The organism is Cellvibrio sp. QJXJ, assembly GCF_024452345.1.
Lineage (GTDB): Bacteria > Pseudomonadota > Gammaproteobacteria > Pseudomonadales > Cellvibrionaceae > Cellvibrio.
The window spans coordinates 4,521,055-4,543,796 of sequence record NZ_CP101662.1; the positions used below are offsets into that span (position 1 = coordinate 4,521,055).

Annotated in this window: 23 protein-coding genes; 10 read left to right on the top strand and 13 right to left on the bottom strand. The window is 47.1% G+C overall.

Features of this window, described 5'->3' with window-relative positions; all coding sequences use genetic code 11:
- Window positions 1-38: 38 nt before the first annotated feature.
- The 4 genes from cobC to cobT form a co-directional block, all read right to left on the bottom strand.
- Window positions 39-653 (bottom strand): alpha-ribazole phosphatase family protein, encoded by a 615-nt coding sequence (gene cobC / locus NNX04_RS19580; protein ID WP_261946900.1) that lies wholly within the window; start codon window positions 651-653, stop codon window positions 39-41.
- Window positions 650-1,171 carry a bifunctional adenosylcobinamide kinase/adenosylcobinamide-phosphate guanylyltransferase gene (gene cobU, locus NNX04_RS19585; protein WP_261946901.1) on the bottom strand — a complete coding sequence of 174 codons (522 nt, stop codon included), beginning with the start codon at window positions 1,169-1,171 and terminating at the stop codon, window positions 650-652. The genes cobC and cobU overlap by 4 nt, the downstream gene beginning before the upstream one ends.
- The gene (locus NNX04_RS19590; RefSeq protein ID WP_261946902.1) at window positions 1,168-1,950 is read right to left on the bottom strand and encodes an adenosylcobinamide-GDP ribazoletransferase; all 783 of its coding nucleotides are present in this window, start codon (window positions 1,948-1,950) and stop codon (window positions 1,168-1,170) included. The genes cobU and NNX04_RS19590 overlap by 4 nt, the downstream gene beginning before the upstream one ends.
- Window positions 1,951-2,103: 153 nt before the next feature.
- A complete protein-coding gene (gene cobT, locus NNX04_RS19595; RefSeq protein ID WP_232283099.1) occupies window positions 2,104-3,156 on the bottom strand; it encodes a nicotinate-nucleotide--dimethylbenzimidazole phosphoribosyltransferase in 1,053 nt (350 codons plus the stop codon).
- A 130-nt stretch (window positions 3,157-3,286) separates the two neighbouring features.
- On the opposite strand from cobT, the gene NNX04_RS19600 reads away from it, so the two are divergent.
- The gene (locus NNX04_RS19600; protein ID WP_261946903.1) at window positions 3,287-4,477 is read left to right on the top strand and encodes an amino acid aminotransferase; all 1,191 of its coding nucleotides are present in this window, start codon (window positions 3,287-3,289) and stop codon (window positions 4,475-4,477) included.
- Between the two features lie 41 nt (window positions 4,478-4,518).
- Here NNX04_RS19600 and NNX04_RS19605 read toward each other — a convergent pair whose 3' ends face one another.
- The 3 genes from NNX04_RS19605 to NNX04_RS19615 all read right to left on the bottom strand — a co-directional run bounded on the left by NNX04_RS19605 (window position 4,519) and on the right by NNX04_RS19615 (window position 5,987).
- On the bottom strand, window positions 4,519-4,833 hold the full coding sequence (locus tag NNX04_RS19605; protein WP_261946904.1) for a helix-turn-helix domain-containing protein: 315 nt from the start codon (window positions 4,831-4,833) through the stop codon (window positions 4,519-4,521).
- Window positions 4,817-5,197 carry a type II toxin-antitoxin system RelE/ParE family toxin gene (locus NNX04_RS19610; protein WP_261946905.1) on the bottom strand — a complete coding sequence of 127 codons (381 nt, stop codon included), beginning with the start codon at window positions 5,195-5,197 and terminating at the stop codon, window positions 4,817-4,819. Before NNX04_RS19610 ends, NNX04_RS19605 begins: the two co-directional genes overlap by 17 nt.
- A gap of 175 nt (window positions 5,198-5,372) precedes the next feature.
- Complete coding sequence (locus NNX04_RS19615; protein ID WP_050977082.1) at window positions 5,373-5,987, bottom strand: mechanosensitive ion channel domain-containing protein; 615 nt, start codon at window positions 5,985-5,987, stop codon at window positions 5,373-5,375.
- A gap of 114 nt (window positions 5,988-6,101) precedes the next feature.
- Here NNX04_RS19615 and NNX04_RS19620 point away from each other — a divergent pair, with 114 nt between their 5' ends.
- Together NNX04_RS19620 and katG are read left to right on the top strand one after the other, a co-directional pair.
- Window positions 6,102-6,821: a glycerophosphodiester phosphodiesterase gene (locus NNX04_RS19620; RefSeq protein ID WP_151056613.1), complete on the top strand. Its 720-nt coding sequence runs from the start codon at window positions 6,102-6,104 to the stop codon at window positions 6,819-6,821.
- 192 nt (window positions 6,822-7,013) lie between these two features.
- Window positions 7,014-9,203, top strand: a complete 2,190-nt coding sequence (gene katG, locus NNX04_RS19625; protein ID WP_151056615.1) for a catalase/peroxidase HPI — start codon at window positions 7,014-7,016, stop codon at window positions 9,201-9,203.
- Between the two features lie 169 nt (window positions 9,204-9,372).
- Here katG and rnk read toward each other — a convergent pair whose 3' ends face one another.
- Window positions 9,373-9,768, bottom strand: coding sequence for a nucleoside diphosphate kinase regulator (rnk, locus tag NNX04_RS19630; protein WP_007644295.1), 396 nt, complete (start codon window positions 9,766-9,768; stop codon window positions 9,373-9,375).
- 227 nt (window positions 9,769-9,995) lie between these two features.
- Entirely contained in the window at window positions 9,996-10,592 is a 597-nt protein-coding gene (locus NNX04_RS19635) for a pentapeptide repeat-containing protein (protein WP_261946906.1), read from the bottom strand.
- 263 nt (window positions 10,593-10,855) lie between these two features.
- Here NNX04_RS19635 and NNX04_RS19640 point away from each other — a divergent pair, with 263 nt between their 5' ends.
- Window positions 10,856-11,938, top strand: coding sequence for an SGNH/GDSL hydrolase family protein (locus NNX04_RS19640; protein ID WP_261946907.1), 1,083 nt, complete (start codon window positions 10,856-10,858; stop codon window positions 11,936-11,938).
- Window positions 11,939-12,000: 62 nt separating this feature from the next.
- Here the strand turns inward: NNX04_RS19640 and NNX04_RS19645 are convergent, their stop codons facing one another.
- Window positions 12,001-13,140, bottom strand: a complete 1,140-nt coding sequence (locus tag NNX04_RS19645; protein ID WP_261946908.1) for an endo-1,4-beta-xylanase — start codon at window positions 13,138-13,140, stop codon at window positions 12,001-12,003.
- 176 nt (window positions 13,141-13,316) lie between these two features.
- Between NNX04_RS19645 and NNX04_RS19650 the strand changes: the two genes are divergently transcribed.
- Complete coding sequence (locus NNX04_RS19650) at window positions 13,317-15,545, top strand: alpha-glucuronidase family glycosyl hydrolase (RefSeq protein WP_261946909.1); 2,229 nt, start codon at window positions 13,317-13,319, stop codon at window positions 15,543-15,545.
- Window positions 15,546-15,549: 4 nt separating this feature from the next.
- On the opposite strand, the gene NNX04_RS19655 is transcribed toward NNX04_RS19650, so the two are convergent.
- Complete coding sequence (locus tag NNX04_RS19655; RefSeq protein WP_261946910.1) at window positions 15,550-16,035, bottom strand: Fur family transcriptional regulator; 486 nt, start codon at window positions 16,033-16,035, stop codon at window positions 15,550-15,552.
- Window positions 16,036-16,135: 100 nt separating this feature from the next.
- Here NNX04_RS19655 and NNX04_RS19660 point away from each other — a divergent pair, with 100 nt between their 5' ends.
- Genes NNX04_RS19660 through NNX04_RS19670 form a run of 3 tightly spaced genes read left to right on the top strand, consistent with a single transcriptional unit; the run spans window position 16,136 to window position 18,611 of the window.
- Complete coding sequence (locus NNX04_RS19660) at window positions 16,136-16,582, top strand: TraR/DksA family transcriptional regulator (protein ID WP_261946911.1); 447 nt, start codon at window positions 16,136-16,138, stop codon at window positions 16,580-16,582.
- 56 nt (window positions 16,583-16,638) lie between these two features.
- Window positions 16,639-17,874, top strand: coding sequence for a zinc metallochaperone GTPase ZigA (gene zigA, locus NNX04_RS19665; protein ID WP_261946912.1), 1,236 nt, complete (start codon window positions 16,639-16,641; stop codon window positions 17,872-17,874).
- Between the two features lie 29 nt (window positions 17,875-17,903).
- Complete coding sequence (locus NNX04_RS19670; protein ID WP_261946913.1) at window positions 17,904-18,611, top strand: DUF1826 domain-containing protein; 708 nt, start codon at window positions 17,904-17,906, stop codon at window positions 18,609-18,611.
- 146 nt (window positions 18,612-18,757) lie between these two features.
- Here the strand turns inward: NNX04_RS19670 and NNX04_RS19675 are convergent, their stop codons facing one another.
- Both NNX04_RS19675 and NNX04_RS19680 read right to left on the bottom strand, forming a co-directional pair.
- The gene (locus NNX04_RS19675; protein ID WP_261946914.1) at window positions 18,758-19,786 is read right to left on the bottom strand and encodes a methionine synthase; all 1,029 of its coding nucleotides are present in this window, start codon (window positions 19,784-19,786) and stop codon (window positions 18,758-18,760) included.
- Between the two features lie 105 nt (window positions 19,787-19,891).
- Window positions 19,892-20,875, bottom strand: a complete 984-nt coding sequence (locus tag NNX04_RS19680) for a DUF1852 domain-containing protein (RefSeq protein ID WP_261946915.1) — start codon at window positions 20,873-20,875, stop codon at window positions 19,892-19,894.
- A gap of 263 nt (window positions 20,876-21,138) precedes the next feature.
- Between NNX04_RS19680 and NNX04_RS19685 the strand changes: the two genes are divergently transcribed.
- On the top strand, window positions 21,139-21,336 hold the full coding sequence (locus NNX04_RS19685; protein ID WP_261946916.1) for a type II toxin-antitoxin system Phd/YefM family antitoxin: 198 nt from the start codon (window positions 21,139-21,141) through the stop codon (window positions 21,334-21,336).
- A gap of 79 nt (window positions 21,337-21,415) precedes the next feature.
- Window positions 21,416-22,630: a HEPN-associated N-terminal domain-containing protein gene (locus NNX04_RS19690; RefSeq protein ID WP_261946917.1), complete on the top strand. Its 1,215-nt coding sequence runs from the start codon at window positions 21,416-21,418 to the stop codon at window positions 22,628-22,630.
- Window positions 22,631-22,742 lie beyond the last annotated feature (112 nt).

Sequence of the window (22,742 nt, forward strand, 5' to 3'; positions counted from 1 at the left end):
TCTGGATAGATAAGGCTGCTCTCACTTTTGAGCGCGCATTAGGTTTTAAGACCGATATGGTTGATTACTGGTTGCGCTTGATCATAGTTGCCGATGCTTATGCGCGTCTGGCTTGCGTAATCTATCTGCAATTGTTGAAACAAACTGGGTGTGCCCACATCCAGTTTTAAAATGTGCGCAATAATAATGCGGATTACCCCACCGTGGCAGACAATCACTTGGTGCGCTGCGGTAGAGCTACAAATTAATTGCTGCCAGGCACTAATTACGCGTGCTGCAAAATCTTGCAGCGCTTCACCCTCGGGCGCTTGCGCGGTGGCGGGTGAATCCCAAAAGCGTGCGAGCTTGTCCCATTCATCGCCCAAGGCATCAAAAGCGATACCATCCCAGCGGCCAAAATTCATTTCCTGCAAATCCGGTTCGATCAACAGCGGTAATTCATATTGCGCACTAAATTCTTGTGCGACGCTCGCGCAGCGCTGTAAGGGTGAGCTGACAATTTGGTCGATTGCGGTTTGTTGATGAATTGCCCTAAGGGCGCGCTGTAAATCTGTGCGGCCAGCATCACTCAATGCGATATCGGTACGGCCATAGAGTGCAGCGGGGCCATCGACTTTGCCATGACGGATTAGGGTAATAAGGCGATTGCTCATACAGCATCGCCTTTTAATTGCAGGGGCAAACCAGCGGCGATAAAAAAGACGGTGTCTGCGCGTTGTGCCAGTGCTTGATTTAGCCGACCTGCTTCATCCACAAATTGGCGACTGATTTCGCCGAGCGGAATAATGCCCAAGCCCACTTCATTGGCGACAAAAATAATCTGCGCCTGACTGTTCTGCAGTGAATCGATTAGCTGTTTAAACAGCAGGGAGAAATCCTGTTGCGGGTAGTGAAAGAGTTGGTTGTTAAGCCAGAGCGTTAAACAGTCCACCAAAATGCATTGCGGTTTTTGGCTTTCATAGGCAAGTGTTTCTGCCAGCTGCAATGGGCATTCACACAGCGCCCACTCGCTGGGGCGCTGTGTTTGGTGATGCGCGATACGCGCGCTCATTTCCTCGTCCAGTGCGGTGGCGGTAGCAATATACAGCACCGGCAGCTGACTGTTACTGGCGAGCTGTTCCGCATAACGCGATTTACCCGAGCGCGCGCCACCCAATACCAAGGTGATCATAATAAAAATCCTGGTAGATATTTTGCGCTAGCCACGCCACACAACAACAGCACCGCATAAATCAGCAGTTCACTCACTTGCTGCGCCGCACCCAAACAATCGCCGGTGTAACCGCCAATCTGCCGCATAAAGTACATTTTTATTAATTGTCGCAGTATTAACAATGCAATGATTAATGCACTTGCTGCTTGCCAGTGCAGCAGTAAAAAAATGGGTAGCGCGGTAATTACGAGAATTAAAAAATCGGTTTTTGATTGATTATTGGCAAGGGGTTTACTTTTGCTGCTGTCTTCATCGGCCACATAGGGCATGGTAAAAATTAGACTGGCCGCGAGTGTGCGCGAGAGCGCGTAAGCCATTAACAAGCTCAGTGCAACAGTGTGACTTTCTGCGAGCAATAGATATTTACCCAACAACGCCATCACCAATGCAGCGGCGCCATAACTGCCAATGCGGCTGTCTTTCATAATCAATAATTTTTTCTCACGCACAAACGCGCCGCCAAAACCATCGGCGGTATCGGCAAGGCCGTCTTCGTGAAATACACCGGTGAGCAGCAAGCTAAAAACCATCGCCAACCAAATACTGACAGGTGTGGAAAAAACCTGACTCGCCGCGACGTAAACGCCTGCTACCAACGCGCCCAATAACCAACCGACCACGGTGTAGTAACGGCTGGAGAGATTGAGTAATTCCGGTGAATATTCAACCCACGCTGGCATGGGAATACGGCTGAAAAATCCCAGTGCGAGGAAAAATAAATTGAGTTGTTTTTTCATAAAACCTGGTCGCGTGTCGGAGGAGCAGATAGCCCTGCAAGACACGCCGTGAATACATCCATGTAGGCTTGTCGTCGACGTCCCTGTCTCCGACAGTCTTGCAGGGCTATCTGCTCCGCCTCTTGAGAGATCGAAGCAGTGAATCGTAATTTTTTAAACCGTTACACCAGCGCTTTCAAAGGTTGCCATTTGATTATAAAAACTGGTCGCCGCTTGAATGAGTGGTAATGCGAGCGCGGCACCTGTGCCTTCACCCAAGCGCAAACCCAAATCCAGTAACGGTTGTGCGTTTAATAATTGCAACAATAATTGATGCCCGGCCTCTTCGGATTTGTGGGCGAAAATCATATAGTCGCGTGCATTCGGATTAAAGTGAACCGCGAGTAGTGCCGCAGCGCTCACAATAAAACCATCCACCAGAATTAATTTTTGCGCCTGCGCCGTGGCGAGCATGGCACCACAAATTTGGGCGATTTCAAAACCACCTACTTCCGCGAGTACATTCAAAGGGGATTTATCCGCAATACGCGCAACCCCCTGACTCACCAGTGCGATTTTTTTCGCTAACTGTTCATCGTTAATGCCCGTGCCCTTACCCACACATTGGGCGACGGGGGCACCGCTCAATGCGGCCAAAATTGCCGCCGCTGAACTGCTATTGGCGATGCCCATTTCGCCAAAGGCCAATAAATTCGAACCCGCCGCAATTTCTTGCTCCGCGATGGTTTTACCCAGAAATAATGCCTGTTCGGCTTGCGCGTGAGTCATCGCCGCTTCAAACGCGAGGTTGCGCGTTCCGGCGGCAATACGTTGCACAATTAACGCCGAAGGTGCGGGTTTGATTTCGTATTTAATGCCCGCGTCGATCACCTTGAGTGGTAAATGGTTGGTGCGGCAAAAACAATTTATCGCCGCGCCGCCTGCTAAAAAATTCAGCACCATTTGTTGGGTGACACTGCTCGGTGCAATGCTCACCCCTTCTTCGGCAATGCCATGGTCGCCTGCAAATACCAACATCAATGGGCGCTCAATACTGATGCGCGCTTTCTGCTGCACCAGCGCAATGTGCATGGCTAGCTGTTCAAGCTGGCCAAGGGCACCCAAAGGTTTGGTTTTTTGGTCGATGCGCGCTTGAATGTCTGCTTCGTTGGCGCGGTTAAGCGGGCTGATTTGCCAGTTCATCGTCATAGCGGTATGGATTGTCATGGAAAGTGTTCCTACTAGCGGGGCGGGCAAGTTATCACAGGCGCAGGAGCAACTTAACCTCTTTCACAGCTTGCGCGTATAATCGCGCCCCGCAACACAGTCCGCTACCCCTATTTGATTGGAGCCCGCCATGTTTGAAACCCTGTCGTTACTGCCGAATGATCCTATTTTGGGCTTGAGCATTGCCTACGCGAAGGATACCAATCCCAACAAAGTGGATCTGGGCGTGGGGGTCTACAAAAACGATGTGGGCCAAACGCCGATTATGCGCGCCGTGGCCGAAGCGGAAAAACTGCGTATAACGCGCGACTCCACTAAAGCCTACACCCCACCGGCGGGTGTTCCGGGCGCGAATGAAGTCGCGACCCAATTGGTATTTGGTGTGGGGCACCCGGCGGTAGAAGCAGGGCGGGTGCGCACCGTGCAAGCCCCCGGCGGTTGCGGCGCACTGCGCGTAGCCGCAGAATTAATCCAGCGCGCCAAACCCGGCGCTAACCTTTGGGTAAGCACCCCAACCTGGGCTAACCATATTCCACTCTTGGGCAGCGCCGGCCTCACCTTACGTGAATATCCTTATTATGATTACGCGACCCACAGCATCGATTTCGCCGCCATGCTTAACACCTTCAAGGAAATCCCGCGCGGCGATTTGGTGTTGTTACACGCTTGTTGCCACAACCCCAGCGGTGCGGATTTAACCCCCACGCAATGGGATCAAGTAGCGGATGTGTTGGTAGAACGCGGCATCATTCCGTTTGTGGATATGGCCTATCAAGGTTTCGGCGAAGGTCTCGAGGAAGACGCCTACGGCCTGCGCATGTTGGCCAGTCGTGTACCAGAAATGATTGTGGCGACTTCTTTTTCCAAAAATTTTGGCTTGTATCGAGAGCGTGCAGCGGCGTTGAGTTTGGTATTTGCGACTCCGCAACAAGCGGACGCAGGCTTGAGCCAAGTATTAAATGTAGCGCGTGCAATTTACTCCATGCCACCCGCACACGGTTCAACCATTGTGGACATCATTCTGCACAGCGACGAACTCACCCAGCTGTGGCAAAGCGAACTCACGCAAATGCGCGAGCGCATCGCCGGTTTGCGTGTGCAATTGGTTGATGCACTCCATGGATTGCAGCAAGCGCGGGATTTCAGTTTTATCGCCAAGGAGCGCGGCATGTTTTCATTTTTGGGGCTGACGGTAGCGCAGGTACATCAACTCAAAAATGATTACAGCATTTACATGACCGATACCAGTCGTATTAGTGTGGCTGGTTTAACAGTGGAGAAAATGGATTACGTGAGTAGGGCGATTGTGGCGGTGTTGTAATTTTCCAACTAAATTCCTGATGGTCTAAAATTGCAAAGGGCTTAGAGAATTGCCTCTACGCCCTTTTTTTCGATCACATTAAGTAGCCTTAATGAGGCGCCATTGGGTTTGTTATCACCGGATTCCCATTTTTGTAATGCAGATGTACTCACGTTTAGCACTGCTGCCATCACCGCTTGACTGAGATGTTCACGCAGGCGCAATTCCTTAATTTGCTGTGGAGGAATTTCATGCACTTCTAAATTGCGCAATTGATCATATTCGCCCATTCGCCGAGCACTAATAATTCCGCTCTCATACAAACCTTGAGTGGTTTCGCGAATTTCATCGAGTAAACGACTATTCTTTGTTGTCATTTTGTATCTCCACCAATTCACCAGAGTTCAATGCTTGTGTTAGTTCATCATCGCTCAGGGATAGCAAGTCATCAGCGAGCAAATACAATTGTTTTAGTTCGCTTGAGCTTATGTTTTCACGTTCATTTTTGTTGAATCCAAACATAAAAAACCAGCGATTTTTAAAACGTGTTGCAAGCAAAGTTCTGGCTCCACCGCGCTTCCCTTTTCCTGCACAAGCTACCCGTTTCTTGAAGACCCCACCGCCCAAGTTTGCATCAATCAGGCCTTGCTGCATTTCTTTAATGGCATCGCGCAGTGCTTTATCTGTTAGCACTGAGCTGCTCCATCGATTGAATGTTTTGGTTTTAAATAATCTATCCATGTCAAAGCTCGATGCTATCCTTGGTGAAACTGTATCATTGGGTGCGATAGTTTATCAAGTGGAATATTTAGACAAATTGGATGGTTCATTAAGGTGCGGTATGGGTATTTGTGAATAAAAAAGGCGATCCTCATTTTTGTGGATCGCCTTTTTTATTGGGTGCGGATTAAGATATTTAATACTGCTGCTTGATTTTTTCCGGTTCGCTGGCGCTAAACTCCAACTCGCGCTGTACCAAGCGAATTTTTTCTTCAGTGTGATTTTCTTTTAATTCATGATCTATTTTTAGGACTGCTTTTTGTAAAATCAGCGTGTTGGGGTAGGTGATTAAATTGCCGTCCTCCCGTTCCAGGATCACATGGAACATGGTGATTTCTACAATCACGCCGCTCATGTCATCGTCTTTATCCAAAATCTTAATCCGATCGTTTACCTTGTAGGGAAAACTGAAAAAGATAATCATGCTGGCGGTGACGTTACTTAAAATCGACCACTGCGCAAACAGCGCAATACCTACTACTGCAAAAATCGAGGAGAGGAATACCGATATTTCGCTATACCCCAAACCCAGCACTAAACACATCACTACAATACACAAAAACACCATGCCGATTTTCATCAGGCGGGTAATGTAGAGCACGCGCAAATCGCCCAGTGCACGGCGCACGCTGACGTCGTGAATAATGCGATCAAGTAATTTAGATGCAAGCGAAAAAACAATAATGCAGCTGAATATAATAATTAATTTGGAGAAGACACCGTGATTGGTTATCTCTTGTAAAAAATTCATAGTTTCCTGAAATGTTGGTAAATGATCCACTGCGGCACCTGCGTTGCTGATTCAATAAACGACTGCCATACTCGTTCGCACATTATACCCACCTAACAGCTGAACGAGTGCTTTATGAAACCTTTGTTGTGTATCGCCCATCGCGGCGGCCCTTTGGCCGGGCCTGCGCCACTGCCGGAAAATAGCCTTGCTGCCATAACGCGCGCGCTCGACTTGGGCGTATATGCGGTTGAAATTGATGTTTTTCAAATTCACGGTGAACTGTTTGTTACCCATGACCGTCGCTTGGGGCGCGTAGTATCCGGTCAGGGAATAATCACTGCTCAGTCGCTCGATTACTTAAATGCGCAACACCTGGCTAACGGTGAGCCCATGCCCCGTTTGCAACAGGTGTTGGAATTGGTGGGTGAAAAAGCGCTGCTGAATATTGAAATAAAAGGTGAAAATACAGTGCCGATATTGGCGCAGGTATTGGATGATCACATTTATTCCCACCGGGGTAATTACGAACAATATTGTGTATCCAGCTTTGACCATCAGCAATTGTTTCAATCCTTACAGCAAATGCCACAGGTAAAACGCGGTGTATTAATAGAGGGAATTCCGCTGGATTACGCCGCTTGTTGCGAGCCACTCAAGGCCTATTCCTTTAATACCCATTTGAGTTTTGTCACCCACGAATTAATGGTTGATGCACAGCGACGCGGCCTGAAAAATTGGGTTTATACCGTCAACCACGAGGACGATTGGCGAGCAATGCAGCAGTTAGGGGTAGATGCGGTATTCACGGATAAACCGGATGCACTGCTGGCATTTACACAACTTTTTGATTGATGCCAAAGGCGTTTCGTTTAAGTTCTTCTAGACTTTTCTTCGCGCAGGATTAATTGCTGCAATTCTTTAAGAATAGGCTTTGGCTATTAATGAGTTATTTAATATAAATTTACTATATTGATTGTTTTGGCCTAAGGTAAGCCTGTACCAGGTGATGAGCCTACTCAATTAATGCCAACACAGGAGAGCGTTATGGACAATAAAGATACCAACACAGCCGGAAAATGTCCGGTAATGCACGGTGCTAATACCGAGTCGAGCAAATCGGTGATGAGCTGGTGGCCGAATGCCTTGAACCTCGACATACTCCATCAACATGACCGCAAGACCAACCCGCTCGGCGATGATTTCAACTACGCCGAAGAATTCAAAAAGCTTGATCTGCAAGCCGTTAAAAACGATCTCAAAGCCCTGATGACTGACAGCCAGGATTGGTGGCCCGCCGATTGGGGTCACTACGGCGGCCTGTTTATTCGTATGGCTTGGCACTCCGCGGGTAGCTACCGCATTGCCGATGGCCGTGGCGGCGCTGGCACTGGCAACCAACGTTTTGCCCCACTCAATAGCTGGCCGGATAACGGCAATTTGGACAAGGCCCGCCGCCTGTTGTGGCCGATCAAAAGAAAATATGGCAACAAGCTTTCGTGGGCGGATTTGATGATCCTTGCGGGCAATATGGCTTATGAATCCATGGGGCTGAAAACCTTTGGATTTGGTGGTGGCCGCGAAGATATTTGGCACCCCGAGAAAGATATTTACTGGGGTTCGGAAAAAGAATGGCTGGCCAAAAGTGGCGGTGAAGGTTCTCGCTACTCTGGTGAGCGCGATTTGGAAAACCCATTAGCTGCAGTGATGATGGGCCTGATTTATGTAAACCCCGAAGGTGTGGATGGTAATCCCGATCCACAAAAAACCGCTAACGATATTCGCATCACTTTTGCACGCATGGCGATGAACGATGAAGAAACTGTCGCCCTCACCGCCGGTGGTCACACCGTGGGTAAAGCACACGGCAATGGCAGCGCCGCGAATTTGGGCCCAGAGCCGGAGGCGGCCGATGTAGAAGAGCAGGGCTTGGGCTGGAACAACCACAAAACCCGTGGCATTGGCCGCGATACTGTGACCAGTGGTATTGAAGGCGCTTGGACAACCAACCCAACCCAGTGGGACAACGGCTATTTTGAAATGCTGTTGAATCACGAGTGGGAGCTGACTAAAAGCCCGGCGGGCGCATGGCAGTGGAAACCAATAGATATTAAAGAAGAAGATAAACCAGTCGATGTGGAAGACCCTTCCATCCGCTGCATGCCGTTGATGACTGACGCGGACATGGCGATGAAAGTCGATCCGGAATATCGCAAAATTTCAGAACGCTTTGCGAAAGATCAGGCGTATTTTTCCGAAGTATTTGCACGTGCCTGGTTTAAATTAACGCATCGCGATTTAGGACCAAAAGCGCGCTACTTGGGTGCTGACGTACCTACGGAAGATTTAATCTGGCAAGACCCGGTTCCCTCGGTGGATTACATTCTCAGCAGTGATGATATTGCCGAGCTGAAAGCAAAAATCCTCAGTAGTAGTTTGAGTGTGTCGGAATTAGTTGCTACTGCCTGGGACAGTGCCCGCACTTTCCGCGGTTCGGATTTCCGCGGTGGTGCCAACGGTGCGCGTATTCGTCTTGCGCCGCAAAAAGATTGGGAAGGTAATGAGCCTGCACGTTTGCAAAAAGTGCTTGGCGTGCTGGCCGGCATCCAATCCGGTTTGAGCAAAAAAGTCAGCATGGCTGATCTAATTGTGTTGGGCGGTACTGCAGCCGTTGAAAAAGCGGCGAGAGATGCCGGTGTCAATATCAGCGTACCTTTTGCTGCCGGTCGCGGTGATGCTACCGAAGCGCAAACCGATGCAGAATCTTTTGCGCCGCTGGAACCTATTCACGATGGTTTCCGCAACTGGGTGCAACGGGATTATGTAGTACAACCCGAAGAGTTGTTGTTAGATCGCACGCAGCTCATGGGCTTAACTGCACCGGAAATGACAGTATTAATTGGCGGCATGCGTGTACTGGGCACTAACCACGGTGGCACCAAGCACGGCGTGTTTACCGATAAAGTTGGCGTATTAAGTAATGACTTTTTCGTAAACCTGACTGACATGAGCTACCAGTGGAAACCTACCGGTAAAAACAGCTACAACATTGTTGAACGCAAAACTGGCAATGTGAAATGGACTGCAACACGTGTGGATCTGGTATTCGGTTCCAACTCCATCCTGCGCTCCTACGCGGAAGTCTATGCACAAGACGACAACCGTGAAAAGTTTGTAAAAGACTTCGTAAAAGCCTGGGTGAAAGTGATGAATGCAGATCGGTTCGATTTGAAATAACTACCTGTCGTACGAATTGGTTAACAAACTACCCAGTGAGTAAAAAGCAAAAGGCCGATGGCATTGTCATCGGCCTTTTGCTTTTGGGGAAACCTTAGGAATACTATTTTCGGGCATACCCGCGAATAGAGGTATATAGAACTCAACAGCTTGAATTCGCGGAGTTGGATCAGGCTTCTTGCTTGTGTTGTTCCACTGCAATTACTTTTAAACGGCGAACTTTTCCCTGTGGTACTGGCCACTCGATGGCACCACCAATTTTTAGGCCAATTAACGCGCTGCCAACCGGTGAAAGCACAGAGATTTTCAGTTGGGTTACATCGGCATCTTGCGGGTAAACCAGTTGAATGGTTTTTTCTTCGGCAGAATCCAAGTCGCTAAACGTGAGGGTGGAGTTCATTGCGACTACGTCAGCAGGTAACTTGGCATCTTCCACAATTTTTGCGCGGCTAATTTCCAAATCCAAAGCATCTGCCGCATCGCTGTCAGTTTTTTCAATTAATTGCATAAGACGTAAATAATCGGTTTTGGCAATGACCAAAGCGCTTGCTTTTTTGCTGCTCATAATAATTCCAAAAAATAAGAAGCGGCCGTCAGGCTGCTTGTGCGAAAAAAATAAAGTGGGGTGGTTTTTCGGCGATTAAGTGGGCGGTAACTTAATCGCCAAATACGACGAAGGCGCGAACGGAATTGCATTCCGGCGCGGAAGAAAGAGGTGAAATGTGCAGTGCAGTGCAATAGTTCATGGGCAAACCATAGCAAGCCTTGTTTGCTTTGGCAAGCGCTGCTTTTTTAATCGACAAGTTCGATATCCAGACTGTTTAGCAGCCTGATTGCTTCGTGTCGGCTAAAGCGCGCAGCGGTAATCTGGTTATTAAAAATATCGATGTCATAATTTTCAGCCTCACTAAAATCCGCCTCCTTCAGGTTTGTTTTCATAAACAAGCTATTGGTGAAATCGCTGTAGGTAAAATTTGCCTTGGAGAAGTTACCGTTTCTAAAATCCACATCGTGAAGTTTGCAGTGTTCCAACTGTAATTCGCTCAAACTCAGCGCAAAAAAAGAAGTGTCATTCAAAATGCATTGGGTAAATTTTAGCGGTGATGAAAAGTGAAAGCGGGGCCAGTCTGCTTTGGTCCAATCCACACCGACTAATTTACATTCGTGAAAACGTGTATCTAAAAACCGGCTGTAGTCAACTTTTATATTGCTCAGGTTGGTATTGGTAAATATGCAATCGACAAACTTGCATTTGTAAAAGCGTGTGTCGGAGAAATTGCTGTTTTCAAAAATACAGTTTTCAAAGAGAATTTCGGTAAAAGATTCTCCTGCAGCATCCAGGGCATTGAAAGTTTTGGAAAAGTATTCGTTGCTATTCTCTATCATCATGCTTCTGCCTTGTGCTATTAACCATCACTGGCCTAGGCTCAGTACTTGCGTGCCGGGGAATAATTTGAATGTTCGCATGTAAAGCGCTGCAAAAACAGTCTTGTTATATCGCGTTTTCTGTGAGCAACGTGGCGGAGCGGGTTTACGCTTCTTAGTGATCAGACAATGGTATTTGTAGTCGGTGCCGATTAATATGACTGGCTATAAAAAGATCCATATGTTGGACGGCAAAACATCAACCCCTACCTGACGTGAGAACTACAATGAAATTTATCCACAGCCTTTTAATTGGCGCGCTGTGCTTTTCCAGCTTCGCGCTGGCCGAGCCGGTGCAAACCATCAGTGCCGACAATCAGTATTACCTTTACACCGGGCGTATCGATTTTAGTGATAAAAAATCCCCGCAACTTTCCTGGCCGGGTTCCAGTATTAAAGCCAATTTCACTGGCACCTCGCTTGCGATTGTGCTCGACGATCAATTAGGCAAAAACTTTTTTAATGTGATAGTCGATGGTGAAACCCAACACCCCTATGTGTTGGAGGCAAAACAAGGTGAGCATACTTATGTGATCTCCACCGCCTTAAAACCGGGCAAACACAGGCTGGAAATTTACAAGCGCACCGAAGGCGAGGAGGGCGCAACTCACTTCAAAGGTCTAGTGCTGGATAAGGATGCGAGCCTGCTTAAACCGCCAGCGCGCCCCAAGCGCCGCATGGAAATTTACGGTGATTCCATCACCAGCGGCATGGGCAATGAAGGTGCAGATAATGGCGCGGATCATTTGCTCAGCGAAAAAAATAATTATTGGGCCTATGGTGCAATCACGGCGCGCAATGTAAACGCTGAGCTGCACACTATTTCGCAAAGCGGCATTGGCATTATGATCAGCTGGTTTCCGTTCATCATGCCGCAGTTTTACGATCAGCTAAATGCAGTGGGGGATAATGGCAGTCAATGGGATTTTTCGCGCTGGACGCCGGATCTAGTCGTGATCAATTTGTTTCAAAACGATAGTTGGTTAGTTGACCGTGAAAAACGTTTGCAACCCATTCCCAGTGATGCACAGCGAGTGCAAGCCTACGTGGATTTTGTGCGCACTATTCGCGCAAAATATCCTAAAGCGCAGATTATTTGTGCATTGGGCAGTATGGATGCAACGGCTAATCCGACCTGGCCGGGTTATGTAAAAGATGCGGTAGCGCGTATGCAGCAAGAAAATAATTACAAGAAAATCGATACTATTTTCTTTCCCTTTAACGGTTACGGTCAGCATCCACGTATCGCACAACACAAGGCGAATGCAGAGTTATTAACAGCGTTTATCGAAAAGAAAATGAAGTGGTAAAACAATCTGTGTTGTAAAAAAAATCCCGCATCACCCAGTGATGCGGGATTTTTATTTTGAGCTTAACGTTTTAAATCCAGTAAACGGAAGTAAGCGTCTTTCGGTTGTAACTGGCGATCAAACAACAGTGGGTAGTTGGTGCGACCGGGAATCGGGAAGCCGTTGAGCCAGCTTGCGTCATCGCTTACACCCCAGAAGGTGGCGCGGTCGATTTTATCGCTGTGTTTGATAAATAATTTGAATAAATCTTCGTAGCGTTTTGCCAATTTGTCTTGCATTTCCTGCGGCAAACCTTTGGTATAGGGGTCGCGCTCGGGTTTGTATTCAAAGCGGGTAGAAACTTCAGCTACCGGCAGTTCCCATACCGAAGGCAGTACGTCTACATCCAGCTCGGTAAAGTGTACGCGCAGGCCCAATTTGGCGAAGGCGATAATACTTTTTTCGATCTCGGCAATAGGCGGTGTATCTATTCCCAAATGCCCTTGAATTCCTAAACCGTGAATGGGCATGCCGCGTTTTTGCAAGCGCTTGATCATTTCCACTGTGGCTTCGCGTTTACCGGTGCGCTCAATGTTGTAATCGTTGTACATCAAGTGCGCTTTGGGGTCGACTTCATTGGCAAGGGTAAAGGCGTTGTAGATAAAATCATCGCCCATAATCTTGTACCAATGGCTGTCACGCATTTTCAAATCATCGCCCACCGCTTCATTCACTACATCCCAAGCGGCAAGTTTGCCTTTATAGCGGCCCGCGAGGGTGGTGATGTGCTCTTCCATTTTTTTCTGCAACGCGGCTTTGCTGATGTAACTACCATCGGCGTTTTTAAATACTTCATCGTGGATCTGGCTGTGCCATACCAAGGTGTGGCCAACCATGTGCAGATTGTGTTTGGTGCCAAATGCAACAAATGCATCGGCGTCTTTCCAATTCCACTGGCCTTGGGCATCGCGCAATACACCCCATTTCATGCAGTTTTCTGGCGTAATTGAATTAAACTCTTTGGCAATCAAGGTATTAAGGCGCTCATCTGCACCGCTCGCAATAGTCGCATTGAGTGCGGCGCCGATTAAAAAGTTATCCTTGTAGGCACTTTTAAGCCCGGTTTGCTCCGCCGCTTTGGTTGCTGCCGCAAGTTTGCTGGCTTGGCCCATCGCGATGCCCGCACTGGTTAGTGCGAGAAGTTGCCGACGTGAAAGATTCATAGGTTGATCCTCTGTGCTTATTGTTGTTGATAGCCTGTTGTGGATAAAACTTTACATTTTCATGGGTAAAAAGCTGTTTGGTGTTCTTGTATATCAGTGTTATATTTTAGATGACTATAAGATACGCAGCAAATGCTGAGACAGCAAATTAAGAAACGTTTACGAGGGGTGTGGAAGTGTTTAAAACCTGTATCAATATCTATATCAATCTCTATATCAATAAGTACGGTTGGTTGTTTTTCTTATTACCCCTATTGGCCGTTAGTAATGCGTATGCGGAGGACGGTTATGAAATGTGGCTGCGCTATCAGCCAATTAGCAATGAGCAACAGCTTAAAACCTATCGCAAACAAATCACCCAAGTGGTGGTGCAGGGCGACTCGGCAACTATGCAAAAAGCTGCTGCAGAATTGCAGCGCGGCTTGAGTGGTTTGTTAGCTAAACCTATTGCTAGCGCCACTAAAAACCCCGCAAAAAATGCGCTGGTGATTGGAACCCCCAACAACTCTGCGCTGATTGCAGCGCTCGGGCTAAATACTGAACTCGCTACATTGGGTGATGAAGGTTATTTAATTACCGAGCAAAAAATTAATAAACGTACTGCATTAGTGATTGCAGCCAATACCGATGTGGGTGCGCTCTACGGCAGTTTTCATTTTTTACGTTTACTGCAAACACAACAATCACTGGATAACCTGAACATTCTCAGTGCACCCAAATTACAGCACCGCGTAGTGAATCACTGGGATAATTTAAATCGCGTGGTTGAGCGCGGTTATGCCGGGTTATCGCTGTGGGATTGGGGCACCTTGCCCGATCATAAATCTGAACGTTATGAAGACTACGCTCGCATTAATGCCTCGCTCGGTATTAACGGCACAGTGCTGAACAACGTGAATGCCGATCCGCGTATTCTGAGCGATCAATTTTTAGAAAAAATTGCTGCGCTTGCCGAAGTATTTCGCCCCTACGGCATAAAAATGTACCTATCGATTAATTACGATTCACCACGCGCATTTGGTGATTTGGATACCGCCGATCCACTCGATCCGCGCGTACAACAATGGTGGAAAGAGCGCACTGCCAGAGTCTATAAATATATTCCGGATTTTGGCGGCTACTTGGTAAAAGCGAATTCCGAAGGTCAACCAGGGCCACAGGATTACCAGCGCAATCACGCCGATGGTGCGAATATGCTCGCCGCTGCGCTAGAACCTTTTGGTGGCGTAGTGTTCTGGCGCGCGTTTGTGTACAGCCCGGACATTGGCGACCGCTTTCGCGGCTCTTACGATGAATTCAAACCACTTGATGGCAAATTTGCAGACAACGTCATCCTGCAAGTCAAAAATGGCCCCATCGATTTCCAGCCACGCGAACCTTATTCCGCATTATTTTCCGCGATGGAAAAAACCAACATGATGATGGAGTTCCAAGTCACACAAGAATATTTTGGTTTCGCCACCCACCTTGCGTATCAAGGCCCGTTGTTTGAGGAATCGCTGCGCACCGAAACTTATGCGAAGGGTGAGGGCTCAACCATTGGTAACATTCTAGAAGGGAAAGTATTTAAAACCAAACGCACTGGCATGGCAGCGGTCATCAACCCCGGTACCGATCGCAATTGGACCGGTCACCCTTTTGTACAATCCAGCTGGTATGCCTTTGGGCGCATGGCGTGGGATCACGAAATCAGTGCAGAAACAGCCGCCGAAGAATGGCTGCGTATGACTTTCTCCAACGAGCAGAAATTTATCGACCCAATGAAAGAGCTGATGATGACCTCGCGCGAAGCCGGTGTGAATTACCGCTCACCTTTAGGGCTGACTCATCTCTATTCACAAGGCGATCACTACGGCCCTGCACCCTGGACGGAAAATTCTGAGCGCCCGGATTGGACCGCCATTTATTATCACCGTGCCGCAAAAGACGGTTTGGGTTTTAACCGCACCAATACCGGCTCCAATGCTATCGCGCAATACCCGGCACCTTTGGCAAAAATTTATGGCGATGTAAACGCAGTATCGGAGGAATTGTTGCTCTGGTTCCACCATGTAAGTTGGGATCACAAAATGAAATCCGGTCGCACACTGTGGGAAGAGTTAGTGCACAAATACTACGAAGGCGTAGAGCAAGTGCGCGCGATGCAAACCGCGTGGGATGCACAAGAAGCCTACGTTGACCCCGCGCGCTTTGCGCAAGTGAAAGCCCTATTAAAAGTGCAAGAGCGCGATGCAATCATCTGGCGCGACTCCTGTGTACTCTATTTCCAAACCTACTCCGGCAAAGCGATCCCCGCCGGTTATGAAAAACCCAAACATGATTTGGAATATTACAAAACCTTGGCGCGCACCCGTTATGTTCCTGAACCATGGCATCCGGCGAGTTCGAGTCGTGTTTTGAAATAATTTTTTAATCGCCATTGTTTGCACTGATGCTGACTGAGCAATCAGTGCAAACACAATCCAATTCCAACTCCAGATTTTTTAGTTGAAAGCCTGATGAGCTTATAAAAGTCTTAAGCTCCCCTAATAGACGCTCATCAACGCCTAGCTCTTTCACCTCTCCGCACTCGCCACAGATTAGAAACTGCGACACCTGATGGCTATTCGCTTCTGCTGCCAAGTTCGTCGCCACGTACTTACTGGCCGATTTTAATTTGCGCACCAAATGTTTTTGTTCCAAAAATTCGAGCATTCGGTAAATCGAAATAGGGGTGAGTTGCCGCGCAAAATCGGTTTTAACAGCATCGATAAGTTCATAAGCAGACAGTGGATGGCCCGCCTTGAGTAACGTGGTGTACACCTCCAGGCGCTTAGGTGTCATGGCGATATTAGCGTCATTGCAAACCCTTTTGGCTTTAGTTTGCCAGTCACTTTCGATGTAATCGTTATGCATTTTTTGGGCTCCTGCTTGTTCTTATCAATTAAGGAATTGTCCTTTATGCTAAATGTGTTACATTATAACATATCTATTGTGCGCAACTAGAAGGTGTCAAATGGTTAAAAAAGCTGCATCTATAGCGCAAGCGCCCCTAACGGCAGCAAAACTGCTGCAAATGCCTGCTGCTGACTATATGAATACCGCCCAGTTGACGTTTTTTCGTCAGTTGCTGCTGGATTTAAAACAGCAAACGGCAGAACACATAGAGACGATTAAACAAGAAATCGCCGCTCCATCAACTGAAGCGGATGAGCTGGATCGCGCTTTATGGGAAGAAGAAAACCGCCAGCGAATGCGTATTGCAGAGCGAGAGTTTTTTCTGCTGCGCAAAATCGATAAAGCGCTGGATCGCATTGAGCAGGGCGATTATGGCTATTGCGAAGCATCGGGTGTTGAAATTGGTTTGGCGCGGTTACTGGCTCGCCCAACAACCGAATTCAGCACCGAAGAAAAAGCCCGGCAAGAAGAACTGGAGCGAAGTTTTTCCAAACAGCGCAATTAATTATTCAACAGGCGCAATCAATAGCGCGTGATTTATACAAATATAGGCAACCGATCATGAATCCACTTCCCGTTACTGCTCTGCCCGTTACCTTGCTACCTGTTACCGTCTTATCCGGCTTTTTAGGGGCCGGTAAAACTACGCTGCTCAACCATATTCTGAATAATCGCGAAAACCGCCGCGTCGCCGTGATAGTGAACGACATGAGCGAAGTGAATATCGATTCATCATTGATCCAAAATCAGGTGGAATTAAATCGCGCCGAAGAAAAACTGGTAGAGATGAGCAATGGCTGCATCTGCTGCACACTGCGTGAGGATTTGCTGGTCGAAGTGACGCGCATGGCAAAAGAAGGGCGTTTTGATTATCTGGTAATTGAATCTACCGGTATTTCCGAGCCTTTGCCGATTGCCGAAACCTTTACCTTTGAAGATGAACACGGCCAGAGCCTCTCGCAAGTCGCGCGGCTGGATACCATGGTTACTGTTGTCGATGCGGTGAATTTTTTAAATGATTACTACGATGCGCTCTCGCTGCAAGAAACCGGCGAAAGCCTCGGTGAAGAAGACGAGCGCAATGTGGCGGATTTACTTGTCGATCAAATCGAATTTTGCGATGTGTTGTTAATCAGCAAAACCGATTTAATTTCAAAAGAAAAACTTGCTGAACTCTACGCGATTTTAACCAAGCTGAATCCCGATGCCGAAATCATTCCCGTAGAGCGTGGCAACGTACCGCTCAACAAAGTGCTCAACACCGGAAAATTCAATTTTGAAAAAGCCCAGCAAGCACCGGGCTGGTTAAAAGAAATGCGCGGCCAGCACACACCGGAAACAGAAGAATATGGCATTAGCAGTTTTTCTTACCATGCACGCCGCCCGTTTCACCCGGAAAAAATTTATGCGTTTTTCTTAAGCCCAGCCGTAAAAGGAAAGTTGCTTCGTTCAAAAGGATTTTTTTGGTTGGCATCCCGCCCCCAATGGGCAGGGCAGTGGAGTCAGGCGGGTGGTATTGCACAGCATGGCGCTGCAGGAATGTTCTGGAAAGCTATCCCCAAAGAGCAATGGCCGGAAGACGAAGAGCAGGTAAATTACATTATGGAAAAGTGGGTGGAGCCCTTTGGCGATATGCGTCAGGAGCTGGTATTTATCGGCCAAAATCTGGATAAAGAATTTGTCACCACGCAGCTCGATCAGTGCTTACTCACGGAAGAAGAAGTGTTAAAAGGCCAGGATTTTTGGAAAACACTACCCGATCCGTTTCCGACTTGGACGCAAGGTCACGCGCACTAAGCTTATTCCTATTAATTAAGGAGCCGGATATGAGTGTCATGTTGCAATCAGAAACAGCGGGTGATGATTGGGCAATCGATCAAGATCCCGCCGTGCTCGCGCGCATTTATGAGGATGCCATCAGCATTGCGATTTGGCAGCGCCAATTGCAGCAAGATGTCGACTGTTATTTGAATGAGCTGCTGCGCAAACCAAAAACTATTGCACTGAAATTATCGGGTTCGCCCGAACAACTGATGGAAGAAATCCAACGGGTATTTCCGCCTGCATTCTTTCCATCTGCATTAATTGGCGAACAAAGTTCTTGTATTAGTGCGGCGGCGTTTTATGCGGATATCCATCATGTGTTGGATATGTTTGCCTGTTTGTTCGATGCAAAAATCCTCGGCCTGCGCATTAACACCCTCGAACACGCCATGTGCCCGCGTTTCCATACCGACAATGTCGCCATTCGTTTAATCACCACCTATTACGGTTTGGCCACCGAATGGCTGCCCGATCAATTATCCAATCGCACAGCCTTGGGCACTGCGTTTGCCAGCCAAATCAATACACCTGGTGCGATCACCGCGAGTGAACGCCACATCCAACGCATGGCAGCGGGTGATGTGGCTTTATTCAAAGGCGAGTTGTGGGAAGGAAATGAAGGAAGAGGAATTATTCACCGCTCACCAGCGCCGACCACTCAACAGCCAAAACGATTGGTGGTGACCTGTGATTTAATCGAGCACCTGTAAAAAGCGGTGCCCAAACATTTTAACTGCTGGGCAGATTAATAGTGCGTATAACGTGGGTTGGGCAGCCATGCCCAACAATATAGTTTGATTCCAAGATGTTGGGCATTGCTGCCTAACCTACCAATTATTTCTCTCTCCTCTTTTTCTCAGCGCGCGAGTTCCCTGCGCACAATTTCCGCACCTGCGCTTAAGGCATTCAGTTTGCCGAGCGCGACTTGGCGAGATAAAGGCGCCATGCCACAGTTGGTGCAGGGGCAGAGTTTGTCGGCGTCTACAAATTGCAGGGCTTTGCGTAGGGTATTGGCGACTTCCTCGGGTGTTTCAATAGTATTGGTTGCTACGTCAATCGCACCGACCATCACTTTTTTTCCGCGAATCAGTTCAAGTAGCTCCATTGGTACGCGCGAGTTATGGCATTCCAGCGAGATGATATCGATGGTGGATTTTTGCAGTTTGGGAAAAATCTCTTCGTATTGCCGCCACTCGGAACCCAGCGTTTTTTTCCATTCAGTATTGGCTTTTATGCCGTAGCCATAACAAATATGTACGGCTGTTTCGCACTTGAGCCCTTCTAGCGCTCGTTCTAATGTAGCAATGCCCCAGTCATTCACCTCATCAAAAAACACATTAAAGGCAGGTTCATCAAACTGAATAATATCAACGCCCGCCGCCTCTAATTCTTTCGCTTCCTGGTTGAGAATTTTGGCAAATTCCCAAGCCAGCTTTTCGCGGCTTTTGTAGTGGCCATCGTAAAGCGTATCAATCATCGTCATGGGGCCGGGCAGGGCCCATTTAATCGGTTGTGTGGTTTGTTTGCGCAGAAATTTAGCGTCTTCAACAAAAACCGGTTTCTGGCGCGACACATCACCAACAATCGTCGGTACGCTCGCATCATAGCGATTGCGAATTCTAACGGTTTCGCGCTGCGCAAAATCAACACCGCTCAGGTGCTCAATAAACGTCGTCACAAAGTGTTGGCGCGATTGCTCGCCATCACCAACAATATCAATCCCTGCCTGTTGTTGTTCTTGCAATGACAAACGCAACGCATCCTGTGTGCCTTCCAATAGTTCATCACCTTGCAATTTCCAGGGTGACCAAAGTGTCTCAGGTTGTGCAAGCCAGGAAGGCTTGGGTAAGCTGCCAGCGGTGGATGTGGGCAATAATGTTTTCATAGTGAATGATCTTGTTTATATGAATGGTTTTGGGAAGTTCTGAAATATTCACTTCCCGTCATACCCGCGAACGCGGGTATCCAAAAAAATCAACAGCATGGCTAATTAAAACGCGTACTTGGCAGACCATTGCTCAAGAATGCTCTGGTAGGGTTTGATGAATTGTTTTTCAGCAAATTTCCCCTGTTCAATCGCCAATCTGCTGCGCTCCTCGCGGTCATAAACCACTTTGGTTAATGAATAATCCTGATTTTTTAAATTGGGTTTGTAATAGGCTCCCGCTACCGCATTGGCGTTATAAATTTCAGGTCGATAAATCTTCTGGAAAGTTTCCATAGTGCTAATGGTGCTGATCAATTCAAGGTTGGTGTAATCAACCAGCAGATCCCCAAAGAAATAAAAGGCAAGCGGCGCAACGCTATTGGGTGGCATAAAATAGCGAACCGCCAAGCCCATCTTTTTGAAATACTGCTCCGTCAGCGATGATTCATTTGGCTGATATTCAACGCCCAGCACCGGGTGCTGGTTTTCAGTGCGCCGATAAGTTTTATTATCAGAAACACTCAGGCAGATCACTGGTGGTTTATTAAAATGCGCTTTGTAGGTAGTCGAGTTCACAAAACTCTGAAAGAGCTTGCCGTGCAAATCGCCAAAATTATCGGGAATAGTGAATGTCGGTTGGTTTTTGTTGTGCTCTAGCAGCAGCACGCTAAAGTCATAATCGCGCACATAAGAGGAAAAATTATTCCCCACAATGCCTTCAATACGCCTGTTGTTGTAGCGATCCAGAATAGTGGTTTTCAAAACTTCAATCGCCGGGAAGGGGTCACCATTACCCTCGTGATCAAGATCCATTTCCACCGAAATGATCTCCAGCTCAAGCGAATAACGATCACCCTTAGGGTTATCCCAATGCGCCAAGGCATTAAAACGATTGTCGATCATCTTCAGCGCATTGCGTAAGTTTTCTTGCCGGCTATTACCCCTCGCCAAATTGGCAAAGTTGGTAGTGGCACGCGTATTGTCTGCCGGATGATAGTTCTCATCGAAACAAATGCTCTTGATGCTAAAAGTAAAATCGTTGTTCATGGTGATGTTGCAACCTGATTAAGAGGCAAGGGTAAAGTTGGCTCTGGTTAAGTACAGGTTGTCTTTATACTGGAATGCCAAAGTGAATAAAAACGATAATAATTCATGAAAATGTGAATTTTATTCATGTTGGCTGTGGAGCTTGGTGGATCAGGGGGCGGGCTGTAGGCGCAGGCAGGCTACTTACTGCGCCCCTATGTCTTTACGTCCCATGCTCAACCAGATAGCTTGACCTTGCTCTATAGGTCTCTATGCTGGTGTGTATGTTGAGCGAGACTGCATCCATGCTAAGAAAAATTGACTCAAACGAAGCTAGCACAAAATTCCATGAAATCCTTCCCCGTGTTGAGGCGGGTGAAGCGTTCATCATTACACGCAACGGAAAACCCATTGCCGATGTTGTGCCTAGTCGCACTGGCGATAGATTAAAAACAGAAACGGTCATTGCCATGTGGATATAAATAGTGAGCGGGTAATTTCGCGAAACGAAAAGCCCGCATTCTTCAAACGCAGAAACAATTTTTATAGTGTAACTAAGTTATGGGTATAGCTAAAAGAATGATGGAAGAGGAAGAAGGTCGGGGATACCGTACAAACTACGGTAAAACTGTCTGCGTAAATTGTTTTGAGGAATACGGCTTAAAAGAGTTCATAGCTGAGCATCGAACTCAAACTCAGTGTTCATACTGTAAAGGTAGTAAAAAAGTTAAAGCCTGCGAATTAGATTTGTTGATTGGACACATTCTAGTAAGCCTCCGCCGTGAATGGGGGCACCCGGCAGATGAAGGACTGCCGTACGAGTCACGAGAAGGTGGTTGGCAATTTTCTACAGTATATGATACTTGGGAATTATTAGATAAAATCGGGATCGAGAATAGGCATGGTGATGTATATGATGATATTTGCAGATCTATTCTCAACCAAGAATGGTGTGAACGAGATCCATATTCATTAAGTCTTGATCAGACCTTACTTTATGCATGGCAGAAGTTTTCTGATTTTGTACTGAATCATTCAAGATTTTTGTTCTTCAAAGTCAAGAACAGAAACTACGATGATCATCAACATGACGAAATAGATCCAGTGCAAATATTGGATCATTTAGGAAATATTTTTAATAATATTGGTCTTGTAAAGGAGATTGGATCGGACACATCAATTTATCGGGTGAGAATTGTAGAACTTGATGAAATATTGTCTTCTGCAAAAGAATTGGGGTCTCCGCCGAACGATTTAGCCACCATATCAAACAGAATGAGCCCGTCTGGTATACCAATGTTTTATGGTGCATTCGAAATCGAAACTGCAATTAAAGAAACGTATGAGAGCTGCGAGGAAAGCAAGAAGGCTTTTGTTGGTATATTTAATCCTGTCAGACCACTGAAAGTAATTGATCTAGCTGATAACATATATATACCTAGCATATTTGATCATCGCAATAGTAGTAAACGAGATCATATGAGCTTTCTCTTAGACTTTATTGCGGATTTTACGAAACCGATAGACAGAAAGGATCGAGCACATATTGACTATGTTCCGACGCAAATTGTTACAGAGTATATAAGACACATTTTTGAATGTAGTAATGGTGACCGAATTGATGGAGTTGTCTATCCTAGTTCAAAAAATGACGGAAATAGAGCGATAGTTATATTTGCTAGCTCAGAACAATGCGTAGATGTAGATGAGCCTTTTTCAGAAAATGCGCTTTTAAAACTAGTTGGCACAGATTCAATTATAGTTAAAGGCGCATAGCGTTTTTTCGACTTTCATTACAAATGTGCGTGTGCTGCGAGCGTTATCAATCCAAGCTGCCACCCATAAACGCCTAGCTTCCGCTTTTAGCTGAATCGCGACATACGCATAA

What these genes read in the sequence shown, in the direction of transcription:
- cobC (WP_261946900.1), bottom strand. Translation starts at nt 653, where the DNA reads ATGAGCAATCGCCTTATTACCCTAATCCGTCATGGCAAAGTCGATGGC.
- cobU (WP_261946901.1), bottom strand. Translation starts at nt 1,171, where the DNA reads ATGATCACCTTGGTATTGGGTGGCGCGCGCTCGGGTAAATCGCGTTAT.
- NNX04_RS19590 (WP_261946902.1), bottom strand. Translation starts at nt 1,950, where the DNA reads ATGAAAAAACAACTCAATTTATTTTTCCTCGCACTGGGATTTTTCAGC.
- cobT (WP_232283099.1), bottom strand. Translation starts at nt 3,156, where the DNA reads ATGACAATCCATACCGCTATGACGATGAACTGGCAAATCAGCCCGCTT.
- NNX04_RS19600 (WP_261946903.1), top strand. Translation starts at nt 3,287, where the DNA reads ATGTTTGAAACCCTGTCGTTACTGCCGAATGATCCTATTTTGGGCTTG.
- NNX04_RS19605 (WP_261946904.1), bottom strand. Translation starts at nt 4,833, where the DNA reads ATGACAACAAAGAATAGTCGTTTACTCGATGAAATTCGCGAAACCACT.
- NNX04_RS19610 (WP_261946905.1), bottom strand. Translation starts at nt 5,197, where the DNA reads ATGGATAGATTATTTAAAACCAAAACATTCAATCGATGGAGCAGCTCA.
- NNX04_RS19615 (WP_050977082.1), bottom strand. Translation starts at nt 5,987, where the DNA reads ATGAATTTTTTACAAGAGATAACCAATCACGGTGTCTTCTCCAAATTA.
- NNX04_RS19620 (WP_151056613.1), top strand. Translation starts at nt 6,102, where the DNA reads ATGAAACCTTTGTTGTGTATCGCCCATCGCGGCGGCCCTTTGGCCGGG.
- katG (WP_151056615.1), top strand. Translation starts at nt 7,014, where the DNA reads ATGGACAATAAAGATACCAACACAGCCGGAAAATGTCCGGTAATGCAC.
- rnk (WP_007644295.1), bottom strand. Translation starts at nt 9,768, where the DNA reads ATGAGCAGCAAAAAAGCAAGCGCTTTGGTCATTGCCAAAACCGATTAT.
- NNX04_RS19635 (WP_261946906.1), bottom strand. Translation starts at nt 10,592, where the DNA reads ATGATGATAGAGAATAGCAACGAATACTTTTCCAAAACTTTCAATGCC.
- NNX04_RS19640 (WP_261946907.1), top strand. Translation starts at nt 10,856, where the DNA reads ATGAAATTTATCCACAGCCTTTTAATTGGCGCGCTGTGCTTTTCCAGC.
- NNX04_RS19645 (WP_261946908.1), bottom strand. Translation starts at nt 13,140, where the DNA reads ATGAATCTTTCACGTCGGCAACTTCTCGCACTAACCAGTGCGGGCATC.
- NNX04_RS19655 (WP_261946910.1), bottom strand. Translation starts at nt 16,035, where the DNA reads ATGCATAACGATTACATCGAAAGTGACTGGCAAACTAAAGCCAAAAGG.
- NNX04_RS19660 (WP_261946911.1), top strand. Translation starts at nt 16,136, where the DNA reads ATGGTTAAAAAAGCTGCATCTATAGCGCAAGCGCCCCTAACGGCAGCA.
- zigA (WP_261946912.1), top strand. Translation starts at nt 16,639, where the DNA reads ATGAATCCACTTCCCGTTACTGCTCTGCCCGTTACCTTGCTACCTGTT.
- NNX04_RS19670 (WP_261946913.1), top strand. Translation starts at nt 17,904, where the DNA reads ATGAGTGTCATGTTGCAATCAGAAACAGCGGGTGATGATTGGGCAATC.
- NNX04_RS19675 (WP_261946914.1), bottom strand. Translation starts at nt 19,786, where the DNA reads ATGAAAACATTATTGCCCACATCCACCGCTGGCAGCTTACCCAAGCCT.
- NNX04_RS19680 (WP_261946915.1), bottom strand. Translation starts at nt 20,875, where the DNA reads ATGAACAACGATTTTACTTTTAGCATCAAGAGCATTTGTTTCGATGAG.
- NNX04_RS19685 (WP_261946916.1), top strand. Translation starts at nt 21,139, where the DNA reads ATGTTGAGCGAGACTGCATCCATGCTAAGAAAAATTGACTCAAACGAA.
- NNX04_RS19690 (WP_261946917.1), top strand. Translation starts at nt 21,416, where the DNA reads ATGGGTATAGCTAAAAGAATGATGGAAGAGGAAGAAGGTCGGGGATAC.